Consider the following 21,966-nt stretch of genomic DNA (forward strand, 5'->3'; position numbering starts at 1 on the left):
TTTTGTTTGTCGCGGTGGCTTGGCCCTTGCTGTGCAGCCCCGCATTCGCTCAGGTCGACGATCCGCTCACGGCTACGCCTTCGCTCGGCGTCACCTCTCCGCTTGGAATGGGCCCCGAAGGATCAGTCGGCGGGACCGGAATTCCGATGGGCGCCACCGAAATCACGTCACCCGGAGTCAGTCCGGCGCCCACCGGAAGCGTGACAGGCACAATTGCAATTCCAACCAGCGGTGCAATTACTACCAGCGGCACGACATGTTCGACCGGGGGGATGTTGCCATCGGGAATGTTCGGATCGACCGCGAGCTTCGACGGCGGCGGAACGTCAGCCGGCATCGCTGCGCCCGCCACTGCGGCAACGACTGGCGGCATGGCGACGTCGGGCATCACAGAGACGCTTCCCACCGCGGCATCAACGGACCCCACGGCGACGCCGGGAACATCAACGTCGTCGCAAATGTCAGTTCCGATGGGAACGTCGACCTTCGGAATCGACACGTCGGGAATGTCGGGAATGTGCGGTTCCGGCTCAAGCAGCATTGCTTCATCGTCGGCTCCCACGTCAACGTCAACGTTGCCCACCACGCCGGGGGGCGCCGCTCGAACCGGAATTCCGTTGGACTCCACGGAGATCAGCAATCTCGGGGTGAGTTCCGCACCAGCGGTACCGACGACAGGCGTCTTGCCCATTGTCGGCACGGTGGGCCCGAGTTCGTCGGTACCAACGATGCCCGCTGCTTTACCTGCGACAGCAAGCACTGCGACGTGTTCGGTCACCGGCGGCATCGGGAGCGCTGGGACCGGGAGCGCCGGAAACGTTGGCGCCGGCAACGCCGGGGTCGCCGGAACGTCGATCTCGGCGCGTCTGCTCAGGCAATTCATCCTCTGTCAGCGGCAATGAACATGAACGTCATCGATCCCGCCGGCATACCAACTGCTGTGCTTGCGTCCCTACGCCGCACCATCCTTGTGCGCTTATCAGAAAGATCTTCCATGAGACCATTCTTGATTGTCGCGGCGACCTTTTCCCTGTTGTGCTGCAGCCCGGCATTCGCCCAGGTCGGAACGGCTATGCCTCCGCTCGGCGTCACCTCTTCGCTCGGAGCGGATCCCAGCGCTCCGGTCGGCACGAACGGTTTGGCGCCCGGCGTATCAACTCCAGTCAATCCGGTGCCCAACGGCGTCACCGGCACGATTGCCGTTCCAAACACAAGCAGTGGCGCGGGGCCCTGTTCGACGTTGGCGACTTCGCCAATGGGAACGTTCGGATCGCGCGCGACCTACGACGGTGGTGGAATGGCAATGGCAACCGGAACGGCGACGCCCGCCACCGCAGCCACGACGGGCGGCGTAGCGCCGTCGGGAACATCAACGTCGTCGGGAGTATCGACATCGACGGCAATCGCACCGACTTCGGGAGAATCGACATCGTCAGGAATGGTGGAAACGTCGGGGCTAACGGGAATGTGCGGCTCCGGCTCCAGCAGCATTGCTTCGTCGTCGTCTCCAATGTCTTCGTCTCCAACGTCAACGTCGGCCACCTCACCGAGCGGCAGCGCCCGAGCCGGAGTTCCGTTGGGTTCTTACGAGATTGGAAATCTTGGGGTTAGTCCCCTAACGGCGGCGCCGACGACAAGCGTATCGCCCATCACGGGTAGCGTTGGGAGTTCAGCGCCATCGATACCAACGATGCCCACCGTTTCACCTCCGACCACAAGCACGATGCCGTGAAACAATTTTTCACTATCTGTGAGCGAGACCGGTCATGAAGAAGAAAGTCATTATCCCTGCCGGCCTATTGACTGCGGTACTTGCGGTCGGCGGCCTGCTGTACTTCACCCATACTCACCCATTGGAGAAGGCCGATGCCGCGCCCACTCCACCCGCGGTGCCGATCGTTGCCGGGACAGTCGCCCAGCATGACGTGCCGATCTACCTTACCGGTGTCGGCACCGTGATCGCGTACAACACCGACGTCGTACGTGCCCAGATCCAGGGGCAGATCATCAGCATTAATTTCACCGAAGGGCAGACCGTGCATGCCGGCGACCTGCTCGCGCAGATCGATCCGCGTCCCTATCAGGCCTTGATCGACCAGTACACTGGAAACCTGGAACGCGATCAGGCCCAGCTCATCAATGCCCAGGCCAATCTCACTCGCTACACCACATTGGGAGCCAAGGGCTGGGCCACTCCGCAACTGCTCGAGACCCAGAAAGCGCAAGTCGGGGAGTTGCAGGCGGCTATCAAGGCCGACCAGGCGCTGATTGACGCCGCGAAGGTGCAGCTCAGCTACACGCGCCTGACGTCGCCGATCGATGGAGTGGTCGGGATTCGTCAGATCGATGTGGGCAACATCATCAGCCCGTCAAATACCAACGGCCTCGTCGTCGTAACGCAGCTCGATCCGATTTCGCTGATATTCACGCTGCCGGAGACGAACCTGCCGCAAATCGAGCAGCAACAGCAGACAACCAAGACGCCGCTCACGGTCCTTGCCTACACCCAGGACGACACGACCTTGCTGGATCAAGGCGTACTCGGCCTCGTCAACAACGAGATCCTGCAGACGACCGGTTCAATTCAACTCAAGGCGAATTTCCCCAACAAGTCGCGCCGGCTCTGGCCGGGCCAGCTCGTCAACGCGCGGCTGCTCCTCAATACGCGGCATAACGGTCTGACCGTTCCGGCAGCGGTCGTGCAGCAAGGTACCAAAGGGCCCTACGCCTATGTCGTCAATCCCGACAACACGGTCGCAATCCGCTCAATCAAGGTCGCGCAAATCAGTGACGGCCAGGCACTGATTGATTCCGGTCTCGAGGCCAACGAGCAGGTCGTGGTCGACGGACAATACAAGCTGCAGCCGGGCGCGCATGTGAAGATGCTACACGGTAAGGCGGCGCAGGAAGCCGCCGCGCAGGACGCCCTACAGGCGCCTATCCCATGAACATTTCAGCACCGTTCATTCGGCGGCCGATCGCGACCGCTCTGCTGATGGTCGCGTTGTTTGTGGGCGGCCTGGTTGCCTACCCGCTATTGCCGGTGGCATCGCTGCCGAACGTCAACTACCCGACGCTTTCGATCACGGCGCAGCTGCCGGGCGCCGACCCGCAGACCATGGCATCCACCGTGACGTCGCCGCTGGAGCTGCAGTTCGGTGAAATCCCCGGCCTCACCCAGATGACGTCGGCGAGCGCACTCGGCTATGCCCAGATCACGCTGCAGTTCGATTTGAGCCGCCCGATCGACGGGGCGGTCAGCGACACACTGTCGGCGATCAACGCGGCGACCGCTTACCTGCCCAAAAATTTGCCGTATCCGCCGCTGATCCGCAAAGTCAATCCGGCTGAAACGCCGATCCTGGTGCTCGGGCTCACCTCGGACAGCCTGCCGCTGACCGTTGTCGACGCTTACGCGCAGAATATTCTGCTGCAAAAAATCTCGCAGGTATCCGGCGTCGGCCTTGTGGGCGTTGGAGGCGAGCAGCAGCCGACCGTCCGCGTACAGGTCGATCCGGAAGCGCTGGCGGCTCGCGGCATCAACCTCGAGGATGTACGAACGGTGCTCGGCCAGGCCAATGTCGACCTTCCGAAAGGCACCCTCAACAGCCCGCGTCAGACCTACACGCTCAATACCAACGATCAGCTGTTCGAGCCCGACAAATATGCCGACCTGATCATCGCCTATCGAAACGGGTCGCCGGTCCGCATCCGCGATATCGGCCGCGCCATCAGTGCGGGAGAGAACGAGCTGATTGCCGGCTGGTACAACAACCAGCGGGCGGTCTACCTTTCGATCCAGCGGCAGCCCGGCGCCAACGTCATCGAGACCGTGCAGCGGATCAAGGCGATGCTGCCTGTGCTGCAGGCCTCGATCCCAGCCGCCGTCAAGGTAAACGTCATTTCCGATCGCACCCAGACCATCCGCGCATCGGTCGCCGACGTGCAATTCACGCTACTGTTGACGATTGCGCTCGTCGTCATGGTGATCTTCATATTCCTGCGCAGTTTCTGGGCCACCGTTATTCCGGCCATCACCGTGCCGCTGGCGCTGGTCGGCACCTTCGCGGTGCTCTACGAAATGGGCTACAGTCTCGATAACCTCTCGCTGATGGCCCTGTCGATCGCGGTCGGGTTCGTGGTCGACGACGCCGTCGTCGAGATCGAAAACATCCAAAGACACATAGAAGAGGGCCTCTCGCCGTACGACGCGGCGATGAAAGGATCCGGCGAGATCGGCTTCACCGTCATGGCGATCACGTTCTCGCTGATCGCCGTGTTCATTCCGCTGTTCCTGATGAGCGGCTATGTCGGATTGCTGTTCCGCGAATTCGCGATGACGGTGAGCGTCGCTCTCGTTCTCTCGCTGGTGATCTCGCGGACGCTCACGCCGATGATGTGCGCATACCTGCTCAAGCCGGAGAGCAAGGAGCACGGCTGGCTGTATCGGATGTCTGAGCGCGGCTTTGATGCTCTGCTCAACACCTATGAGGCAGGCCTCAAGATCGTGCTGCGGCATCAATTCTTCACGCTGATGGTGATGCTCGGTACCATCGCGCTGACCGGGTATCTCTACGTGATCATTCCCAAGGGCTTCTTTCCCCAGCAGGACACCGGATTGATCCTCGCCCAGTCCGAAGCGGCGCAGGATATTTCCTTCAAGGCCATGGAGGAACGCCAGCAGGCTCTCCAGGACGCCATCATGCAGGATCCGGCCGTCGACACGGTGGGAGCGGCAGTGGGCGCCGGCGGTGGCCTCTACACGCTCAACGACGGCCGTGTCTTCATTCAGCTCAAGCCCAAAGCACAACGCGATTCGATCGACAAGGTGATCGCCCGGCTGCGGACGAACCTAGCCAAGATCCAGGGCATCACGCTCTACATGCAGCCGGCGCAGGACATCACCATCGGCGCGCGGCTGAACAAGACCCAATTCCAGTACACGTTGAATGACGCCGATCCCGGCGAGCTCGCCCACTGGTCACAGCTGTTCCTCGACAAGATCAAGGCGGTCCCCGGCATCACCGACGTAGCCACCGATCAGCTCAATGCCGGTCCGATGCTCGACATCACGATCAAGCGCGATGTCGCCTCGAGCTACGGCATCCTGCCCTACACGATCGACAACACGCTCGACGACGCCTTCGGCCAGCGCATCGTCTCGACCATGTACACCACTCTGCAGCAGTACCATGTCATCCTGGAGGTCAACCCCAAGTTCCAGTACGGGCCCGAAGCCCTCAACGGTATCTACGTCAAATCATCGAGCGGGCAGCAGGTGCCATTATCGACGCTGGTCGATTCGGTGGTGAAGGTCGCTCCCCTCGTGGTCAACCATCAGGGCCAGTTCCCCTCGGTGACGATCTCGTTCAATCTCAAGCCGGGCACCGCGATCGGCCAGGCGGTGAGCGGCATTCAGGCGGTTGAAAAGGAACTGCACCCCCCGCTCTCGCTGCAGACCAGCTTCCAGGGCAACGCTCAGGCATTCGGAGCGTCGCTGAAGAGCACGCCGATCCTGATCCTCGCGTCGCTCTTCGTCATCTACATCATTCTCGGCGTGCTGTACGAAAGCCTCATCCATCCGATCACCATCATTTCGACCCTGCCCTCGGCCGGCATCGGCGCGCTGCTATTGCTGATGGCGGTCCACATCGATCTCAGCGTGATCGCGATCGTCGGCCTCATACTGCTGATCGGCATCGTCAAGAAGAACGGCATCATGCTGGTCGATTTTGCCCAGCAAGTCGAACACAGCGAAGGCTTGACGGCGGAGGAATCGATCTACCAGGCCTGTATCCTGCGCTTCCGGCCGATCCTGATGACCACGATGGCGGCGCTGCTCGGCGGCGTGCCGATGATGGTCGGCACCGGAGTGGGCTCGGAGATTCGTCAGCCGCTCGGCTATGCTATCGTCGGCGGCCTCGCTCTGTCGCAGGTTCTCACTCTGTATACGACGCCGGTGGTCTATATCTACCTCGACCGGCTGCAGACTTGGCTGTTCGGGGAAAAGAAGAACCAGGCAGCCTCCGGTCACGCAGCGCCGGCGCCCGCCGAATGACCGAAGATCGCAGCCCAATGCCACCGCCAGTCTTGGTTGGCCAGCCTCTGCACAGGAGGCGGCAATCGCGGAAATGGCCTGACACCATACGCAAAGATGAGCGTTCGAAACTTCAATTTGGCTGTGCACGAAAAAGGCTCGCGGCCATCTCCCAATAATTCAAGTTTCATCCTCTAGTTGGAGAGACAAGCAATGTTCTCGAGACGTGACATGTTGGCGGCGACTGCCGTAGGTGGAGTGGTGACGGCAGCGACAATGACTACGGCGGATGCCGCCACTCCGGTGAAAAGCGATATCAGTTTCGGCAATCCGAACGATCCGCCGCAGGGTGCGATCAACGCCAAGAATCCGAGGAGCATCACCGATCCCGGTCCGCAGAACCCGGCGATAAGGGACCAGTTCCCGGCGGCATTTTCCCCGCCGGCGACCGACGTCGGCAGCATGCCGCTGAGCTGGGCGTCATTCAACAACGCGCCGCGGCGCATTCAAAATGGCGGCTGGGCCCGTCAGGTAACACAGGACTCCTTCGCGGTTGCTGACACCATCTCCGGCGTCAACATGCGGCTGACGTCCGGCGGCATCCGCGAGATGCACTGGCACCAGTTTGCAGAGTGGGCCTACATGACCTACGGCACGTGCCGCATCACTATCCTCGACGAATTGGGCCGGCCTTACGTCGCCGACGTGAAAGAAGGCGACCTCTGGTATTTCCCCGCCGGCTTGCCGCATTCGCTGCAGGGACTCGGCTCGGACGGCTGCGAATTCCTTATCTGTTTCGATGAAGGCAAGGCGTCCGAATTCACCACCCTGCTGGTGTCGGAATGGTTCACGCATACGCCGCCCGACATCCTCGGCCAGAATTTCGGCGTACCCGTCGACACGTTCAAGGATATTCCGTTGCGCGACCTCTACATCTTCCAGGGCGAATTACCCGGCGACCTCGCCGCGGACCGCGAAGCGGTGAGTGGAAAGGGCGCGCCACCGCACCCCTTCACCTTCTCACTCGGATCGGGAGCCCCGGCGCGCGAGACCAAGGGCGGTACGGTGCACATCGCCGACAGCCGCAACTTCACCGTTTCTACAACCGTCGCCGCCGCGCTGGTAACGGTGCATCCTGGCGGCCTGCGGGAGATGCATTGGCACCCCAACGCCGACGAGTGGCAGTACTGGATCAAGGGCAAAGGGCAAATGACGGTCTTCAACACTGGCCCGAACGCCGTCACGATGGACTTCAACGCGGGCGACATCGGCTATGTCAAGAAGAACCTCGGACATTATATCAAGAACACAGGCGACACCGACTTGCAGTTCCTCGAAGTATTCAGAGCTCCGTATTTCGCGGATGTCTCCTTGTCCGACTGGATTTCCCGGACGCCGCCAAAGATGGTTGCCCAGCACCTGAATGTGAGCGAAGCCACCATCGCCAAATTCCCCAAGAACAAGCCGGAAGTCATGCCGGAATGATCGGCTCACGGGCGGCGGCTTTTGCCGAAAGCAACATGCCGCCCCTCCGACCTCGGTCGGCCGTCTGCCGCACACCGGTTCGCCCGCCGCGCACCTGGTACCCGGCCGGCGGCCTGATCGCTCGTCGCAGAAAAATCGCCGAATGTGCAAACATGCATCGACTCCCGTTTGCCGGAAGCACTATCGCGCTCGCGGCGGGTGTCGCGGATTTGTCTCCACGTACGGCGTTGTGCGTCGATCGCATTATGGAGGGTGCGAGATCCTCCGAATTGCCCATCGAGCAGCCGACCATATTCGAGCTGCTCATCAACCTGAAGACCGCGAGGATACTCGGCCTCACGCTGCCGCCGACTGGCGCGCGACTCCGCCGATGGCATACTTCGAGGACGCGATGTCCGGGTTGAGCCCTCACGCGCATCAAATTGGATGCCGGGGTATCTCGCTCAAGCGTGAAGGAATAAGGGATGGCCAGCGGACCCCTTGAAAAAGATCGTGCGATCCGGCTTTCGACCGAGATGTTCCTGCACATCGAAATCGTCGTCTATGTGGCACTCGGTGTGCTTTTGTCGTTGAGCGCGTTGCTCACGCTCGGGAGCGCTGCGCTGTTACTGTTGGAGGGAATGCGTGACTGGGGCGGCACCCACGCGATATTCCTTATCGTCGATCGGTTGATGTTCGTACTCATGCTGATTGAGATCCTGCATACCGTCCGAGGTTCCGTCCGTTCGGGTGCGCTGACGCCCGAGCCGTTCCTGATCATAGGGCTCATCGCTTCGATCCGAAACGTCCTCGTCATCACCCTGAAGTCATCGGGCGTAACCGCGGAAGGCCTCGCGTCAACTGGAGGCGAGATGTTGTTTCGCTCCTCAATTGTAGAGCTGGCAGTCTTGGGAGTGCTCATTTTGATCTTCGTGGTTTCGATTTATCTGCTTCGGCGGGGCCACGCCCTCACAGCAGCGAACGAGCCTGACCAGGACCGCTCACCGCGGGCGGAAGACGAACCTCCTAACAGACCGCCGACCGGCACGGGTCTCGCGAGGAACTCTCAGAAATTGAGCATTCCGGTCAAGGAGGACGTCAAATAGATTCTGGTTACCAAGGAAGGAAATCATAATGCGCATTGCCGCGCATGCGGCCTCGTGTTCGGAGCGGTCACGCTGCTCCCGCTGGCCGCAGCCGCGCGGTTTGCCGAAAAGAAGGTGCTGATGATCCAGAGGCACTGGCAACTACTGGATGGGGAACGGCCTTCGTCTCCGGCGATTTCGACGCAGCGGAGCGATGACTATTGGCTGAACCTTCGATTTAAAAAAGCCGCCACGCGTTCCTTTGCCGAAGGCGCCTCAATTCGATGTGACCTCTCTAAACCCCAATTTAGTGGCTCCCTAATCAGCGCCCACTTAGCTACATGGCTACCGATTGAAATTGATCCGGAACGCCATGAATTTTCCCGGTGCAATCCACATCGTCAACCCAGATAGATTCGATCGCGGAACCACACAAACGCCGGGCTCTGAACGTCGCGCGGCTATCGCGCCTGAACTGGATTCCGTTCGGCCCTTTGGGGCGGTTTGTTCGAAGTGGAACCGGGATCGCGGACAGCAATTCACCATCACGGACAGCAGGAGACGATCGCATACGTCCTGTCCGGAATCTGCGAAGTACGCTGGGGTGCAAGAGGTGAATCTGTCGCGTATGCCAAGGCCGGCGATTTCATTCACGTTCCCGCCTTCCTGCCGCACCGGGAAATCAATCCTTCGAAGCTGGAGCCGTTTCGATGGGTGGTCGTGCGCAGCACAGCGAAGCCTATCGTCATCAACCTTCCGGACAACACCTGGCCGTAGGCCCTCTTGTCTTCTGCAGTCAGCCTTCACCGGCGTGCAAACATGGAGCAATCATGGACGAGCACGAATCCAATACAGAAACCGGCACAATTGAGGTTACCCGTCGCACGGTAATCGAGACCGGAACCACCGCGCTGCTCTTGACCACGCTTCCGCGCGCAGCTCTTGCGGCCGGCCCGGCCGATGGCGACGAGCCGCCCCCGCCTCCTGCGAAGGTCGAACTTCAGATCAACGGCCAGCCTCATTCGCTGACACTGGACCCCCGCACGACATTGCTGGATGCCTTACGTGAACATCTCACGCTGACCGGCTCGAAGAAGGGTTGCGATCACGGGCAATGCGGCGCCTGCACGGTGCTGATCGACGGACGTCGCATCAACTCCTGCCTGACGCTTGCGGTGATGCATGATGGGCAAGCGGTCACGACCATCGAAGGACTTGCCGAGGGCGCCAACCTGCACCCGCTACAAAACGCTTTTGTCGAGCATGACGGATTTCAGTGCGGCTACTGCACGTCAGGCCAGATCTGCTCCGCCGCCGGGATGTTGACCGAGAGCCGTAACGGCATGCCAAGCTACGTAACGGAGGACCTGACGCATCCGGTAGCTGAACTCACCGACGCCGAAATCCGCGAACGGATGAGCGGCAATATCTGCCGCTGTGCGGCCTATCCCAACATTGTGGCCGCCATCAAACAAGCCGCGGGGATGCCGACATGAAAGCCTTTACCTATCAACGCGCCGATACGACCGCCCAGGCTGCCGCCGCTGCGGTCAAGCCTGGCGCCAAAATCATTGCCGGCGGCACCAATTTGCTCGACCTGATGAAGTTGCAGGTCGAGACGCCATCGACGCTGGTCGATATCAACCGGCTGCCGCTCGACAAGATCGAAGAGACCTCGGATGGGGGCTTGCGTGTCGGCGCGCTGGTGCGCAATAGCGATCTCGCGGCCGATCCGCGCGTTCGGCAGCGCTACGGTGTCCTGAGCCGCGCATTGCTGGCGGGCGCGAGCGCCCAGTTGCGCAACAAGGCTACCACAGGCGGCAATCTGCTGCAGCGAACACGCTGCTATTATTTTTACGACGTCACAAAACCGTGCAACAAGCGCAGTCCCGGCTCCGGTTGCGCGGCACTCGCCGGCTTCAACCGCATTCATGCCATCCTCGGCACCAGCGATCACTGCATCGCCACTCACCCGTCCGATATGGCGGTGGCGATGCGGGCGCTCGACGCCAAGGTAGAGACGGTCAATGGCGAGGGCGAGGCCCGGGTGATTCCGATCGCCGAGTTTTATCGTCTTCCCGGCAAAACCCCGGAGATCGAGACGTCCCTCAAATCAGGCGAAATCATCACGGCAGTAACACTGCCGCCGCCGCCCCCCGGGGTTCATGTCTACCGCAAAGTTCGCGATCGCGCCTCCTACGCTTTTGCGCTGGTTTGAGCCCTGGCGTGCACCGCAGGCGGAGGAAAAATTGGCCGACACCTTAGCGGACACGACCACCTTCAACGCAGCCGCAAGTGCAGTTCTCGACGGCGCCCGTGGATTCGGCGGCAATGATTTCAAAATTCCGCTGACGCGGCGAACCCTGCACAGCGTGCTGGCAGAGACTACCCGGACCTGAGGGAGCGTACTCATGGAAATGAACTCACCCGTTGGCGCGAATGCCCTTGATGTCGGTGCCGATGGCATCGTCGGCAAACCGATGGATCGTGTTGACGGGCGATTAAAAGTTACCGGCGGCGCGCGCTACGCCTACGAGATGCGGCAGGGTCCGAGCATGCTGTACGGCTTTGTGGTCGAAGCCTCGATCGGAAAAGGAAAGATCAGATCGATTGATACCCGCGCCGCGGAAAAGGCGCCGGGCGTCGTCCTCGTCCTCACCCATCGCAACGCGCCCGAGCAAGGCACCGGCAATCACCGTGAGGCTCACCCGGTGCTTACCGGGCCGCAGGTGACACGTTACGGTGAGCCGGTCGCTTTCGTGGTTGCCGATAGCTTCGAGCAAGCCAGGGCGGCTGCTTACCTCGTCGATGTGAAATACGATCCGTCGAGCGGAAAATACGCGCTCCGAACCAATCTCGATCAGGCGCGCGTTCCGCACCAGCGCGACGGTGCGGTGGCCGACAGCACGGTGGGCGATTTCGCAAGCGCGTTCGCCGATGCCCCGGTGCAGATCGACGAGACCTACACCACTCCCTTGCAAAGTCACGCCATGATGGAGCCCCATGCCACGCTAGCGATGTGGGATGGCGACAAGCTGGTCCTCCACACGGCGAACCAGATGCTCAATCAGGGACAGAAGGTCATCGCGACGACCTTGAAGATTCCCGTTGAGAACGTGCGGCTGGTCAGCCCCTTCATCGGCGGCGGATTCGGCGGCAAGCTCTGGGTCAACGCCGATGCCATCCTGGCCGCCATCGCGTCGCGACAGCTCCAGCGGCCGGTGAAAACCGCGTTGACGCGGCAGCAGATCTTTCACGTCACGACACACCGTTCTGACACCATCCAGCGGATCCGCCTGGGCACCGACCGCGATGGGCGAATCCTCGCCATTGGACACGATGTGTTCTCGGGCAATCTACCCACCGAACAAACCTACGAGGCAGCGGCTCTGCAGACCCGCACGCTTTACGCCGGACCTAACCGGCTGACGCGACACCGTCTGGTACCCCTCGACATTCCGGTTGCCTCGTCGATGCGCGCTCCCGGCGAGGCTGTCGGGCTGCTGGCGCTTGAATGCGCAATGGACGAACTTGCCGAAAAACTCAACCTCGACCCGATCGAACTGCGCATGCGAAACGAGCCGAGCGAGGACCCGGAAAAGCATATTCCCTATTCCAGCCGGCACCTGATCGCCTGCCTGCAGGAAGGTGCGCGCCGATTTGGATGGGATAAGCGCAATGCGAAGCCAGGCCAGGTTCGTGATGGACGCTGGCTGGTGGGGATGGGCATGGCTGTAGCAACCCGCGGCAACCCGCTTCAGCTCTCCAAAGCCAACGTCCGATTGGACTCCGACGGTACCGCCACTGTCCGGATGGCGATGACCGACATCGGCACCGGGACTTACACCATCCTGGCGCAGATCGCGGCCGAGATGCTCGGCCTGCCAACCGAACGCATCCGGGTCGAGATCGGCGATACCATCTTTCCGCAAGCGGCAGGGTCGGGCGGGTCATTCGGCGCAGGCAGTTCGGGCTCGGCCCTGTTCGAGGCCTGCCACGTGTTACGTGAGAAGCTGGCACGGACCGCCGGCATGGATCCGAAAACCGCACGATTTGCCAACGGCAGCATCGCCTCCGAAGAACAGTCCAGGAAGCTCACGGACCTTGTCGGCACAGGAATGGACGCCGACGGCGAAATCCAGCCGGGCAGCAACAACAAGAATTTCTCGCAACAATCCTACGGCGCACATTTCGCCGAAGTCGGCGTCGACGTGGATACCGGCGAGGTACGACTGCGGCGCATGTTGGGCGTATTCACTGCCGGCCGTGTCCTGAACGCGAAAACGGCCCGCTCTCAGGCGATCGGCGGGATGGTCTTCGGTGTCGGCGCTGCTCTGCACGAGGATGTGACGCTCGATCCCCGCTTTGGATATTACGTCAATCACGACCTCGCCGAATACCACGTGCCGGTGCACGCCGATATACCGACCATCGACGCCATCTTCCTTGCCGAGTTGGACAACGAATCCAATCCACTGAAGAGCAAAGGCATCGGCGAACTCGGAATCTGCGGTGCCGGCGCCTCGATCGCCAACGCGATTTACAACGCCTGTGGCGCGCGGATTCGGGACTACCCGATAACGCTCGACAAATTACTTGCCAAATTACCGGTGCAGGCCTGATGGAGGAGCTAACGATTTCGAGCGGACACCGTTTGATCTTCGTTTGAGTGCGGCCGTTCACACTTGCCGGATTTGTCCTGCTTCGCGTAGGGCCTTACGCCTTGGCTGCTATCGGGCATCTTGTCCCGCCTTCCCGAGGTCGACGTGCCACTGCCGCTGCTCGGCTTCAGCGAGCTGCCGGGGAAAGCCAGGTTCCGCTTCTTCAGCGCGACGGAGCCGCCAAGCGGTGCAGCCTTCGCAGAGCTTCAACCCGCCAATGATCGGTTTTCATCGCGTGCACTGGAATGTGACGCTCTCTTAGCGAGTGCGGTCGGTGCGTTGCCATTGCATTCTCTAAAGCGGGAATCGATCTCTTCCTCAGCTTTGTGGTGCCACATCTCGGCTTCCGCGAGCAGCCGCCAGCTGTCAAGGGGATGAAATACCGCGCGCTGACGGCACAAGGATTCCATGGCGCGGTAGCGAACCAGGTCTTCCATTCTCCCGCCTCCAACTTGCCTACCCCGGATTATCTAAATCCGATTTCAGGACACTGTCATTACGATTCTGAACGATTCTGAGAAGAGTTCGACAGCAGACTCGGGAACCCACTTCGGAGCTGCCAACTCAGTGCGATGTCCTCCCTGCGCCACACCAGCGGCATGCGCGTCCTCGCTCGACCCTGAGCTTCCCGGAACTTTCGCACCGCGCCGGGGTTATCGAGCGCTGGGCTGCTCCATTGATGGCTCGCGCGAGGCGCTCGAGGGTGCCGTGTCAAAAATAGGAATTTGTGTCGTTATTGCTCTAACCACCGCCCTGTCCGGCGCTGCTTACGCGGATCCTCCAGGAAGAGGCGGCGGCGCGGCTGGAATTCGTGGCGGAGGCGGAGCACCGCATGCGATGGGTGGCGGCGCCCGCTTCGGGGGCCGCGGAGCACCGCACGCGATGGGTGGCGGCGCCCGCTTCGGCGGCCGCGGAGCGCCGCCCGCAATTGGCGGCGCGCGTTTGGGCGCAGCGCATATCGGCGGCGTTCGCGCGGGCAGCGGTGCGCGTTTCGGCGGTGCGCCTCACCTCGGCCGCGCGCATATTGGCAGCAGGCCGGCGATATCGCGGTTTGCGGCGCGGCCAAGTTCACAGCCGAGTTTCCATGGTCAACGCTCCCTTGCAGTTCACGGCCTTCCGAACCGGGCTGCCAGCCGCGGCGCAACATTGAATACCAATCCCGGCGCCGTAGTCGGCCGGGATCGAGCTGCAAATTTCATCCAAAGTCGAAGCGCGAGCGTAAGGTCAAGCGCTGTGCGAAACGCGTTGAACTCAAGCGCGGTTGCTGGCGCATTGCGCAACAGAACTGCGGTTCTCAATCCAAACACGCGCGCGCAGATCGCTGCGAGTGCCGCCACCGCAGGATGGCATGACCGCCGCGACGGCAGACATGGCTGGTGGCGGCACCGCCACGGTGGATATGGCTGGGTCGGCCCGCTGTTCTGGCCGTTCGCTTACTACGACCTGTATGACTACACGTTGTGGGGTTATGGCTACGATGAACCGTTCTGGGACTACGGCTACAATGACATTTATGCCGGCTTGTTCGCACCCTACGGCTACGATGACCTCGTGGGCTATCTGCCACCAAGCGCCGGCAGTCCTCGGGGCACGATTAAACAAGCGCGCAGCGCCCGGACTGCGAAGCCCGATCGGTTGGCGCAACTATGCGGTGACGACAGCCGCGACATCGCAGGTCTTCCGATCGATCAAATCCAACAGGCTATTCAGCCGGACGAAGCCCAACGTGCGGCGCTGGATGATCTCGCCAACGCCTCGGTGAAAGCCGCACAGATTATTAAGGCGGCATGCCCGAAACAAATAGCGCTGACGACACCCGTCCGGCTTGCAGCCATGCAAGAGCGGATCGAAGCGATGATTTCCGCGGTCGGAACGGTTCAGCCGCCGCTGCAGAAATTCTACGACCTACTGAACGATGAACAGAGAGCCCGGCTGAACGCGCTCGGCCAGGATCAGCGCAAGCGCGAAACAGCGCGCAACCCAGACACCTCGCTCGCTCAAACCTGTGGGGGTGCGCAACCCGGCGTAACGGACTGGCCGACCAGCGAGATTGAAGCGAGGCTTCATCTCACCGAGGCGCAAAGTACGAGTCTCGCGGCGCTACGGGATGCCAGTGCAAAGGCGGCGGACATGCTCAAGTCCTGCCCGGCTACGGAAGCGATCACGCCGCCAGCTCGGCTTGAGGCGATCGCCAATCGGCTCGACACCATGCTGCAGGCGGTCAAGGTTGTGCGTGCGGCATTGGAGGACTTTTACGGACAGCTAAATGACGAACAGAAGGCACAGTTTGAAGCGATCGGGCCGCGCCGATCGGCATTTTCCGATCAGCCGACCGGTTCCACCCAGCAGACCGCGGCGCGAACGCATGTTCGCCGCCATCATCCCAGCATCCACGGATTGATTCGGTATTTCATGTCGATGGCCCGCTGGTGAACCGATGAGAGCAGCGCCCGGCAAGGCTGGCTCACATGTTGCCAGCCAGCCGGCATCTTCTTCATCGCCTGTTTTCTCTTTGAGGTGCCATCCAATCTCACTTGGGAATCGCGCTGATGCTCAGCCGCGGCGAAGCCCCCCAACGCGCCCGGACCGCCGCGACGGAATAGACGCGTCGGCGATCAGCCTGCACGCACCCTCGCTTTGAAAACGGTCACTGCGGTCCGGGCTGACAGCCTGCGGACCAATCCGCACAACCTTTACACCGCGCGAACTTCGATCGGTATTCCGCTCAGGGACCAGAACCGGCTATACGGAAGCTACACGCATGATTTGGAGATCGTTCATGAACCAGGCCTCGCGGCTGCCACTGTCCGGTATCACGGTCGTCTCGCTTGAGCAGGCGATCGCCGCACCTCTCGCCAGCCGGCATCTGGCCGATTGGGGCGCGCGGGTCATCAAAATCGAGCGGCCCGGCAAAGGCGACTTCTGCCGCGACTATGATTATGTGATGAATGGGATGTCGAGCCAGTTTGCCTGGACCAACCGCTCGAAGGAGAGCCTCGCACTCGATGTCAAAAGCAGCGAAGGCAAGCGCGTATTCGAGGCGCTGTTACCGCACGCAGACGTGTTTTTGCAAAATCTGGCGCCCGGCGCGGCCAAACGGCTCGGTCTCGATGGCGCGACGCTGGTGGAGCGCTTCCCTCGCCTGATTGCCTGCGACATATCCGGCTACGGCAGCGGCGGTCCCTATAGCGAGAAAAAAGCCTACGACCTGCTGGTTCAGTGCGAAGCAGGCTTTCTCTCGGTCAACGGCACCGACGAACAGCCCGCAAAATGCGGTATCGCCGTGGTCGATACTGCAACCGGCATGTACATCGTCAACGGCGTACTGATGGCGCTATTTAATCGCGAGCGTACTGGCAAGGGAATGGCCTTCGAGGTCTCGCTGTTCGATTCCATGGCGGAATGGATGAGCTACCCCGCCTTATTACACCGAGGGCGCCGGCGAGCCGCTACGCCGCACCGGCACGCGTCACGCGACCATCGCGCCCTACGGGCCGTTTCGGTGCGGCGACGGGCGCGTGATCTTCTTCGGCATTCAGAACGAGCGAGAATGGACAGCGCTCTGCGTGCAAGTGCTGGAAGATGCGGCGCTGGCAAGCGACCCGCGCTTTTGCACCAATCCGCATCGCATGGAAAATCGTGATACGCTGGAGGCACTGATCGAGCAAAAATTCGCAAAATTCCCGGCCGAACAGGTCATGCAGCGCCTCGACAACGCTGCCATTGCGAATGCCAATATGAATACCGTCGAAGCGTTTCTCAGGCATCCACAGCTTCATAGTCGGGAGCGCGTGCAAAAGGTGGGCTCGCCGAACGGGCCGCTGATGAGCTTTCTGCCGGCCATCACCATTCCCGGCGTCGCGCCTGTGATGGGCGATATTCCCGCGGTCGGAGAGCATACAGCGGCGATCTTGGCCGAACTCGGCCTCTTGGAAAATAACCGGGCATGACCGCGCCGCGATTGACCCGCACCTATCTCGCCGTCCCCGCTCACCGCTCGCGGCTCGTGCAAAACGCGGCGGCATCAGCCGCGGACGCCGTGTTCCTTGATCTCGAAGACGCTGTGCCTCCGGCAGAGAAGGCCAGCGCACTGGAGGCGGCTGCGGTAGCATTGAGCGCTCACGACTGGGGGAAAAAGGCCGTCGCCGTCAGGCTGAACGCGATCGACAGTCCATCTGTTCAAAAAGAGATCGAGCGCCTCGGCGGTATCACACGGCTGGACGCTTTCATCATTCCGAAAGCGGAAGCTGTGGCTGACGTTGCAAGGATCAGCCGCTGGATTACGGACGCCGCGGGAGCGCGCGACGCGCCCGCCGAAATGGAATTACTGATCGAGACCGCGCGCGGCCTGATCAATGTGGAGGCGTTGGCGGCCGCCGACCGTCTGGTCACCGCGTTGCATCTTGGCGTCGGCGACTTCGCGGCGTCGATCGGCGCACGCAGCACGGAGATCGGCGGGTCGCCATCGGGTTATAAGCATGTCGGGAGCGCGGCAGACGGGCACCCGCAAACTCCGCTCGATCTGTTCGCCTACCCGATGATGCGCCTGCTGGTCGCTGCCCGCGCCTATGGCCTGCGCGCGATCGATGGACCGTGCGGCGCATTCCGCGATGCGGTCGTCACCGCGTCGACGGCTGCAAAGGCGGCGGCGATGGGATACGACGGCAAGCAAGTCATCCATCCGAGCCAGATCGAAGCGACACGAAACGCCTTCATACCTTCCGAGGAGGAACTGGCTTATGCCCGACGCGTGATCGGAGCGCTTGAGGAAGCGGAGCGAAATGGTCAGGCCGCCGTGACGGTCGATGGAAAGATGGTGGACTACGCCAACATCCGAATGATCCGGCGCTTGATGACTTTTAAGAGCGAGGCCGGATAGGGGCAAGCAACGCCCGCTACGGCTTGGAAGAGCATTGATCCACGCGAGATCTACTCTAGTGGGTCGCTAGTTCGCGCCGCACCCGCCGGTCCATGGAAACCATCGAATACGGATGCCCAAGGCATCCGTATTCCTTCTAGATATCTACTAGTGGCTTCCGACGGTTTTCCCGGCCGACAGGTGCTGGGCCATCTCTAGATGATGCCGCAGTACCGGAAGGGTCCTGCCTGCCCATTCCCTGAGCTTCTGATTGTCACCGTTCTTGGAGTAACGCTCGAACAGCGACACGGCATCCTTATGGCCACTCACTTGATCACTATCATAGCGCGAGCTGAATTCGGCGCCCTTGAGCGATTTCAACTTGTCTATCTTGCTCTGATGAGAGCTATCCAGCGCCGTCGGCAACTCCGCCTTCAAGTCTCCGCTCGAAACCATCGACTTCAATTCATCTGAAGTTTTTTGGTGGTCCTTAATCATGGTTGCGGCAAAGGTTTTCTCCGTTGCGTTACCCCGCTCTTGCGCGATTTGACCGGACTGAATCTCGAACATGTCACTGATCGCGGCCGCCTTTACAAAATCGGCCGTGGTGGGACTGATGCCCAAGGCGGAGTTCACACCGGTTTTTTCTCCGACAGATTGTGCCATTGCGGGCGCCGCCAACAGCACGAGCGCAAAGACAGAAGCGAGGTACTTCATTGTTGGACTCCCTTCCTGTTTCGGCAGGCATCCAAATCAATTGGCAATGTTCCCTATGGTTCCTCCTCCCGGCCAAGGCTTCGTGGATTCGCTGCCACAGCGCAGAGAAGGGTTCCCCGCACTTGCCGCGACGCAAAATTCCGCGACAAGGTCTTGAAGATTGTCGGTTGCCCATCGCGAGGTCGATCTTTTGTCGCACAAATAGCGGCTATCAGATCGACGTGGATCAGTGTTTGGATTCCAGAACGACAACAACGCCCGTCGGCTCGGGTTCGTGAGGCCTCAGACTCGTCAGCGTCGCATCACTCCAACTGGCAACGCTGACAATTTCACCAGCTTGAACCTCTATTTCCGGCGCCCGAGCGGGCTCCAGGACGTTAAGACCGCTGCCATCGAGAAAGAACGTATGATCACCAAACAAGTCGTTCAGTTGAGGAACCGCTGGATGGTTTTCGGGAAGCACCTCGGCATCGAATTGGCTCAAGGTCTGCGTTACCTGTGTCGAGTTTAGCTTCATGACTTACTCCTATTCGTATTTTTCCTTCAGCTGATTTGGATGTGCTCTCCTTCATACGTGAGAGCTTGCTCAGTACCTCGCCAAAAAGCCATGATTGTCATGGGCATCGGTGCGGCACAATTCCTCACTTGGCGTGCTTTTTCCTTCGCATCCCTTGCTTGGAATGATTGCATCAAGCTAACGTTCCCGGACGGTCCGATAAATTTTCATCAATGCCGCTCGAGCCGGGCATTTTAAGGTCGGATTGAAGGTCGGTTGGCGATAAAGTCGTCAAGCAGCGACCAGCTTCCCGATCTCTGAGACCGGGTGCGCCGTCAATTCTTTGGGAATCTCAGCGGCAATCCGGGCGACGACCTCCGCGTGGAACGCCTTGCGAAGTTGGCCCAATATCTTCGGCGGCGCGATGATGATGAGCCTGTCGAAAAGATTGGCGTGAGCGTGTTGGTAGAGCGCCTTCGCAATCTCGTTCGCAAACCGTTCCTTTGCGATGTGATGCCAGTCTACTTCTTCCATCGCACTGCGGGCCACTCCAAGACTTGCTGTGTTTCGTCCGGGACGATCCGTGCCCTGCTCACGCGTTGCCGGGTTATCCTGCTCGAGGATCCGCTCGACGACAAGATCGACGTCTAGCGCACTGCCTCTGTTGCGCAAGAAAAGAGCCTTTTGACCGTCGCCGACGAGAATGAGACTATTATGAGGAATGATGTGGGGGTTATTAGGAGGAGCGTGTGATTTGAGTTCCGTAGCCATCTTGCCGTTGCTCCAAATGTGCCGCTTCGAATCACGCGAATAGCTCGATACGCGGTACGCTGCAGTTCGCCGAACACCGGCAACACGCCAGCATCCGATCGCTTGCGAAATGCAACGCGAGGACCCGCCGCGAGCTTGCCTGAATGTTCGGCACTCTGGTTTCGCTCGAAAACGTGCGCCCGTACCGACAACGTGCCGAACCAATGTTCGTTCGATCTCGCGGCGTCTCACTCAACGGCCCTGACGAAATAAAATTAGTTGGAACAGAGGGGGCCCCGATCTTGTTGAGCAGGCATGAAGACGGAACACGGTGGCCGTTCCGATTTTTTCGCTTGGAAGTTCGGGCGCATGTCAGACGGCCGAACGGATTGCTGCCATCGCGAGCGCGACGGAGTGACGCAGTGTCGGAACAGCAGCAGGGAGATGAACAATGCTTCTCGACGCGCAGGAAACAGTCAGTCTTATAGGCAGCGATAAGGTCCAGGGGACGGCGGTCTTTGGACCCGACGGTCAAAAAATCGGATCGGTTGAGCGGGTGATGATCGAAAAGATCAGCGGGAAAGTCTCCTATGCCGTTCTTAGCTTCGGCGGCTTTCTCGGGATTGGTGATGATTACTATCCGCTGCCATGGCCTTCGCTTAAGTACAATGTCGATCTCGGCGGCTATCAAACCATGGTCACCGCGGACCATCTGCAAAAAGCGCCAAAATATGCACGAAACTCCGATTGGAACTGGAACGATCAACAACTTTCCCGCTCCGTAAGCGCCTACTACGGTGTTCCACTTCCGTAGTCGTTGACGCTGTCGGGGAAGATTCAAATTGAGCCTTTCCTCGGATATGTGAGTGGGTGTTTCTGAGGCTGGTTGCCCGTCAACCCGGCCTTAGGTTTGCGCGAGCGCCCAGTTGGCTGCGTCCAGTCTGCGGCGGTTTCGATGAGGAAATCTGGTCCGAACGATCGTTTGGTAACCGCCCATGCCATTCAGGTTGGCGACCGCATCACCACGACCGGTATCGAGGGTGAAACGCTATCGACCGCTCCCCTAGCGATCAGAATCGAAAAGGACGGAATTGCCGTGGTCTTTCGCTACGGCGTTGCGGTGCTGATCGGCTTGTCCCAGCAACAGGAACGGGACTTTCTGGAAAAGCTGGCAGTGCACGTATCGGGTAAGCTTGACCGATACGAGGAAGAAGGCGCGGTCATAAAACTTGCCGATGACGACGAGGATCAGGTCCCGGCGGGAGGACCAATCCAGGTAAGGGCGATGTCTCCAGAGAGGCTGCTGACTATTGCCGACGTGCTAGCCAAGAGCGTCGTCCTTGCCCGCGATGAACGACGAGTGGCGGAAGTATTTGAAGTCATCGAACCCTTTGCCCGAGAATTAGCGACGCGCGGAAAAGCGCGTCTGAACCGAAACGGCATCCTCAAGCTCATCGGAAACGCTCTGCTGGTACAACACAGGGTCTCAGGTCGGGTCGCCATCACCGAGAAGCCCGATGCACTGTGGGATCGTCCCGACCTGGAACGGCTCTATGCTCGCCTTGAAGATGAATACGAATTACGTGAGCGCGTCGACGCGCTTAACCGAAAACTCGCGGTCATTTCTGAGACTGCAACTACGCTTGCCGATATCATCGACACGCAACGGTCTTTGCGTCTCGAAATGATCATCGTAGCGCTCATTGCATTCGAGATTCTAATTACCTTCTACCAACTCTTTACATCGTCACCGGGTTAGATCGCGCGGCCCTTGGAACCGCGGACCGGACCGCTGACCTCGCAGGTTCCGTTTAGTGCGCGGACTTGACTCCCCGGCACATCTGCCGCAGCATTCGTGACGCTGCACCTGCCAAGGCGCGGGTAATTGGCTCTGCCTT

General features: G+C 60.4%; 18 protein-coding genes and 2 pseudogenes. 13 read left to right on the plus strand and 7 right to left on the minus strand.

Translation table 11 applies throughout. The features are described from left to right. Nucleotides 1-49 precede the first annotated feature (49 nt). The 3 genes from N554_RS0105870 to N554_RS0105880 form a co-directional block, all read right to left on the minus strand. Complete coding sequence (locus N554_RS0105870; protein WP_029582634.1) at nt 50-883, minus strand: hypothetical protein; 834 nt, start codon at nt 881-883, stop codon at nt 50-52. Then, nucleotides 880-1,194, minus strand: coding sequence for a hypothetical protein (locus N554_RS0105875; RefSeq protein ID WP_036052489.1), 315 nt, complete (start codon nt 1,192-1,194; stop codon nt 880-882). The genes N554_RS0105870 and N554_RS0105875 overlap by 4 nt, the downstream gene beginning before the upstream one ends. An 87-nt stretch (nt 1,195-1,281) precedes the next feature. Next, complete coding sequence (locus tag N554_RS0105880) at nt 1,282-1,542, minus strand: hypothetical protein (protein WP_029582636.1); 261 nt, start codon at nt 1,540-1,542, stop codon at nt 1,282-1,284. Between the two features lie 224 nt (nt 1,543-1,766). On the opposite strand from N554_RS0105880, the gene N554_RS0105885 reads away from it, so the two are divergent. The 8 genes and pseudogenes from N554_RS0105885 to N554_RS0105925 all read left to right on the plus strand — a co-directional run bounded on the left by N554_RS0105885 (nt 1,767) and on the right by N554_RS0105925 (nt 13,208). Continuing rightward, nucleotides 1,767-2,948, plus strand: a complete 1,182-nt coding sequence (locus tag N554_RS0105885) for an efflux RND transporter periplasmic adaptor subunit (protein WP_029582637.1) — start codon at nt 1,767-1,769, stop codon at nt 2,946-2,948. Then, nucleotides 2,945-6,058 carry an efflux RND transporter permease subunit gene (locus N554_RS0105890; RefSeq protein WP_029582638.1) on the plus strand — a complete coding sequence of 1,038 codons (3,114 nt, stop codon included), beginning with the start codon at nt 2,945-2,947 and terminating at the stop codon, nt 6,056-6,058. The genes N554_RS0105885 and N554_RS0105890 overlap by 4 nt, the downstream gene beginning before the upstream one ends. 192 nt (nt 6,059-6,250) lie before the next feature. Then, nucleotides 6,251-7,522 (plus strand): cupin domain-containing protein, encoded by a 1,272-nt coding sequence (locus N554_RS0105895; protein WP_029582639.1) that lies wholly within the window; start codon nt 6,251-6,253, stop codon nt 7,520-7,522. A gap of 464 nt (nt 7,523-7,986) precedes the next feature. Beyond that, nucleotides 7,987-8,607 (plus strand): phosphate-starvation-inducible PsiE family protein, encoded by a 621-nt coding sequence (locus tag N554_RS0105905; RefSeq protein WP_197033429.1) that lies wholly within the window; start codon nt 7,987-7,989, stop codon nt 8,605-8,607. A gap of 492 nt (nt 8,608-9,099) precedes the next feature. Continuing rightward, nucleotides 9,100-9,363 carry a cupin domain-containing protein gene (locus tag N554_RS35430; RefSeq protein ID WP_197033431.1) on the plus strand — a complete coding sequence of 88 codons (264 nt, stop codon included), beginning with the start codon at nt 9,100-9,102 and terminating at the stop codon, nt 9,361-9,363. Between the two features lie 53 nt (nt 9,364-9,416). After that, the gene (locus N554_RS0105915; RefSeq protein WP_029582642.1) at nt 9,417-10,082 is read left to right on the plus strand and encodes a 2Fe-2S iron-sulfur cluster-binding protein; all 666 of its coding nucleotides are present in this window, start codon (nt 9,417-9,419) and stop codon (nt 10,080-10,082) included. Beyond that, nucleotides 10,079-10,985 (plus strand): annotated as a pseudogene (locus N554_RS35435) (xanthine dehydrogenase family protein subunit M). Before N554_RS0105915 ends, N554_RS35435 begins: the two are co-directional and overlap by 4 nt. 12 nt (nt 10,986-10,997) lie before the next feature. After that, on the plus strand, nt 10,998-13,208 hold the full coding sequence (locus tag N554_RS0105925; protein WP_029582643.1) for a xanthine dehydrogenase family protein molybdopterin-binding subunit: 2,211 nt from the start codon (nt 10,998-11,000) through the stop codon (nt 13,206-13,208). A gap of 245 nt (nt 13,209-13,453) precedes the next feature. Here the strand turns inward: N554_RS0105925 and N554_RS35440 are convergent, their stop codons facing one another. Further along, on the minus strand, nt 13,454-13,684 hold the full coding sequence (locus tag N554_RS35440) for a hypothetical protein (RefSeq protein ID WP_036052493.1): 231 nt from the start codon (nt 13,682-13,684) through the stop codon (nt 13,454-13,456). A gap of 808 nt (nt 13,685-14,492) precedes the next feature. Here N554_RS35440 and N554_RS0105930 point away from each other — a divergent pair. The 3 genes and pseudogenes from N554_RS0105930 (at nt 14,493) to N554_RS0105940 (ending at nt 18,126) form a co-directional block, all read left to right on the plus strand. Then, entirely contained in the window at nt 14,493-15,680 is a 1,188-nt protein-coding gene (locus tag N554_RS0105930) for a Spy/CpxP family protein refolding chaperone (protein ID WP_245283531.1), read from the plus strand. A gap of 328 nt (nt 15,681-16,008) precedes the next feature. Further along, nucleotides 16,009-17,197 (plus strand): annotated as a pseudogene (locus N554_RS35445) (CaiB/BaiF CoA transferase family protein). After that, complete coding sequence (locus N554_RS0105940; protein ID WP_029582645.1) at nt 17,194-18,126, plus strand: HpcH/HpaI aldolase/citrate lyase family protein; 933 nt, start codon at nt 17,194-17,196, stop codon at nt 18,124-18,126. The pseudogene N554_RS35445 and the gene N554_RS0105940 overlap by 4 nt, the downstream one beginning before the upstream one ends. A gap of 147 nt (nt 18,127-18,273) precedes the next feature. Here N554_RS0105940 and N554_RS0105945 read toward each other — a convergent pair whose 3' ends face one another. The 3 genes from N554_RS0105945 to N554_RS0105955 form a co-directional block, all read right to left on the minus strand. After that, nucleotides 18,274-18,822, minus strand: coding sequence for a DUF4142 domain-containing protein (locus N554_RS0105945; RefSeq protein ID WP_029582646.1), 549 nt, complete (start codon nt 18,820-18,822; stop codon nt 18,274-18,276). 226 nt (nt 18,823-19,048) lie between these two features. Further along, nucleotides 19,049-19,339, minus strand: a complete 291-nt coding sequence (locus N554_RS37900; RefSeq protein WP_081851120.1) for a hypothetical protein — start codon at nt 19,337-19,339, stop codon at nt 19,049-19,051. A 270-nt stretch (nt 19,340-19,609) separates the two neighbouring features. Beyond that, entirely contained in the window at nt 19,610-20,089 is a 480-nt protein-coding gene (locus N554_RS0105955; protein WP_051677340.1) for a host attachment family protein, read from the minus strand. A gap of 430 nt (nt 20,090-20,519) precedes the next feature. Here N554_RS0105955 and N554_RS0105960 point away from each other — a divergent pair, with 430 nt between their 5' ends. Both N554_RS0105960 and N554_RS0105965 read left to right on the plus strand, forming a co-directional pair. Then, nucleotides 20,520-20,882: a PRC-barrel domain-containing protein gene (locus N554_RS0105960; RefSeq protein ID WP_029582649.1), complete on the plus strand. Its 363-nt coding sequence runs from the start codon at nt 20,520-20,522 to the stop codon at nt 20,880-20,882. Nucleotides 20,883-21,023: 141 nt separating this feature from the next. After that, the gene (locus tag N554_RS0105965) at nt 21,024-21,827 is read left to right on the plus strand and encodes an RMD1 family protein (RefSeq protein WP_029582650.1); all 804 of its coding nucleotides are present in this window, start codon (nt 21,024-21,026) and stop codon (nt 21,825-21,827) included. Nucleotides 21,828-21,966 lie beyond the last annotated feature (139 nt).

It is taken from the genome of Bradyrhizobium sp. URHD0069, from assembly GCF_000701345.1.
Lineage (GTDB): Bacteria > Pseudomonadota > Alphaproteobacteria > Rhizobiales > Xanthobacteraceae > Bradyrhizobium.

What these genes read in the sequence shown, in the direction of transcription:
- N554_RS0105965 (WP_029582650.1), top strand. Translation starts at nt 21,024, where the DNA reads ATGAGGAAATCTGGTCCGAACGATCGTTTGGTAACCGCCCATGCCATT.
- N554_RS37900 (WP_081851120.1), bottom strand. Translation starts at nt 19,339, where the DNA reads ATGAAGCTAAACTCGACACAGGTAACGCAGACCTTGAGCCAATTCGAT.
- N554_RS0105905 (WP_197033429.1), top strand. Translation starts at nt 7,987, where the DNA reads ATGGCCAGCGGACCCCTTGAAAAAGATCGTGCGATCCGGCTTTCGACC.
- N554_RS0105945 (WP_029582646.1), bottom strand. Translation starts at nt 18,822, where the DNA reads ATGAAGTACCTCGCTTCTGTCTTTGCGCTCGTGCTGTTGGCGGCGCCC.
- N554_RS0105925 (WP_029582643.1), top strand. Translation starts at nt 10,998, where the DNA reads ATGGAAATGAACTCACCCGTTGGCGCGAATGCCCTTGATGTCGGTGCC.
- N554_RS0105890 (WP_029582638.1), top strand. Translation starts at nt 2,945, where the DNA reads ATGAACATTTCAGCACCGTTCATTCGGCGGCCGATCGCGACCGCTCTG.
- N554_RS0105940 (WP_029582645.1), top strand. Translation starts at nt 17,194, where the DNA reads ATGACCGCGCCGCGATTGACCCGCACCTATCTCGCCGTCCCCGCTCAC.
- N554_RS35440 (WP_036052493.1), bottom strand. Translation starts at nt 13,684, where the DNA reads ATGGAAGACCTGGTTCGCTACCGCGCCATGGAATCCTTGTGCCGTCAG.
- N554_RS0105870 (WP_029582634.1), bottom strand. Translation starts at nt 883, where the DNA reads ATGAATTGCCTGAGCAGACGCGCCGAGATCGACGTTCCGGCGACCCCG.
- N554_RS0105895 (WP_029582639.1), top strand. Translation starts at nt 6,251, where the DNA reads ATGTTCTCGAGACGTGACATGTTGGCGGCGACTGCCGTAGGTGGAGTG.
- N554_RS0105955 (WP_051677340.1), bottom strand. Translation starts at nt 20,089, where the DNA reads ATGGCTACGGAACTCAAATCACACGCTCCTCCTAATAACCCCCACATC.
- N554_RS0105960 (WP_029582649.1), top strand. Translation starts at nt 20,520, where the DNA reads ATGCTTCTCGACGCGCAGGAAACAGTCAGTCTTATAGGCAGCGATAAG.
- N554_RS0105885 (WP_029582637.1), top strand. Translation starts at nt 1,767, where the DNA reads ATGAAGAAGAAAGTCATTATCCCTGCCGGCCTATTGACTGCGGTACTT.
- N554_RS0105915 (WP_029582642.1), top strand. Translation starts at nt 9,417, where the DNA reads ATGGACGAGCACGAATCCAATACAGAAACCGGCACAATTGAGGTTACC.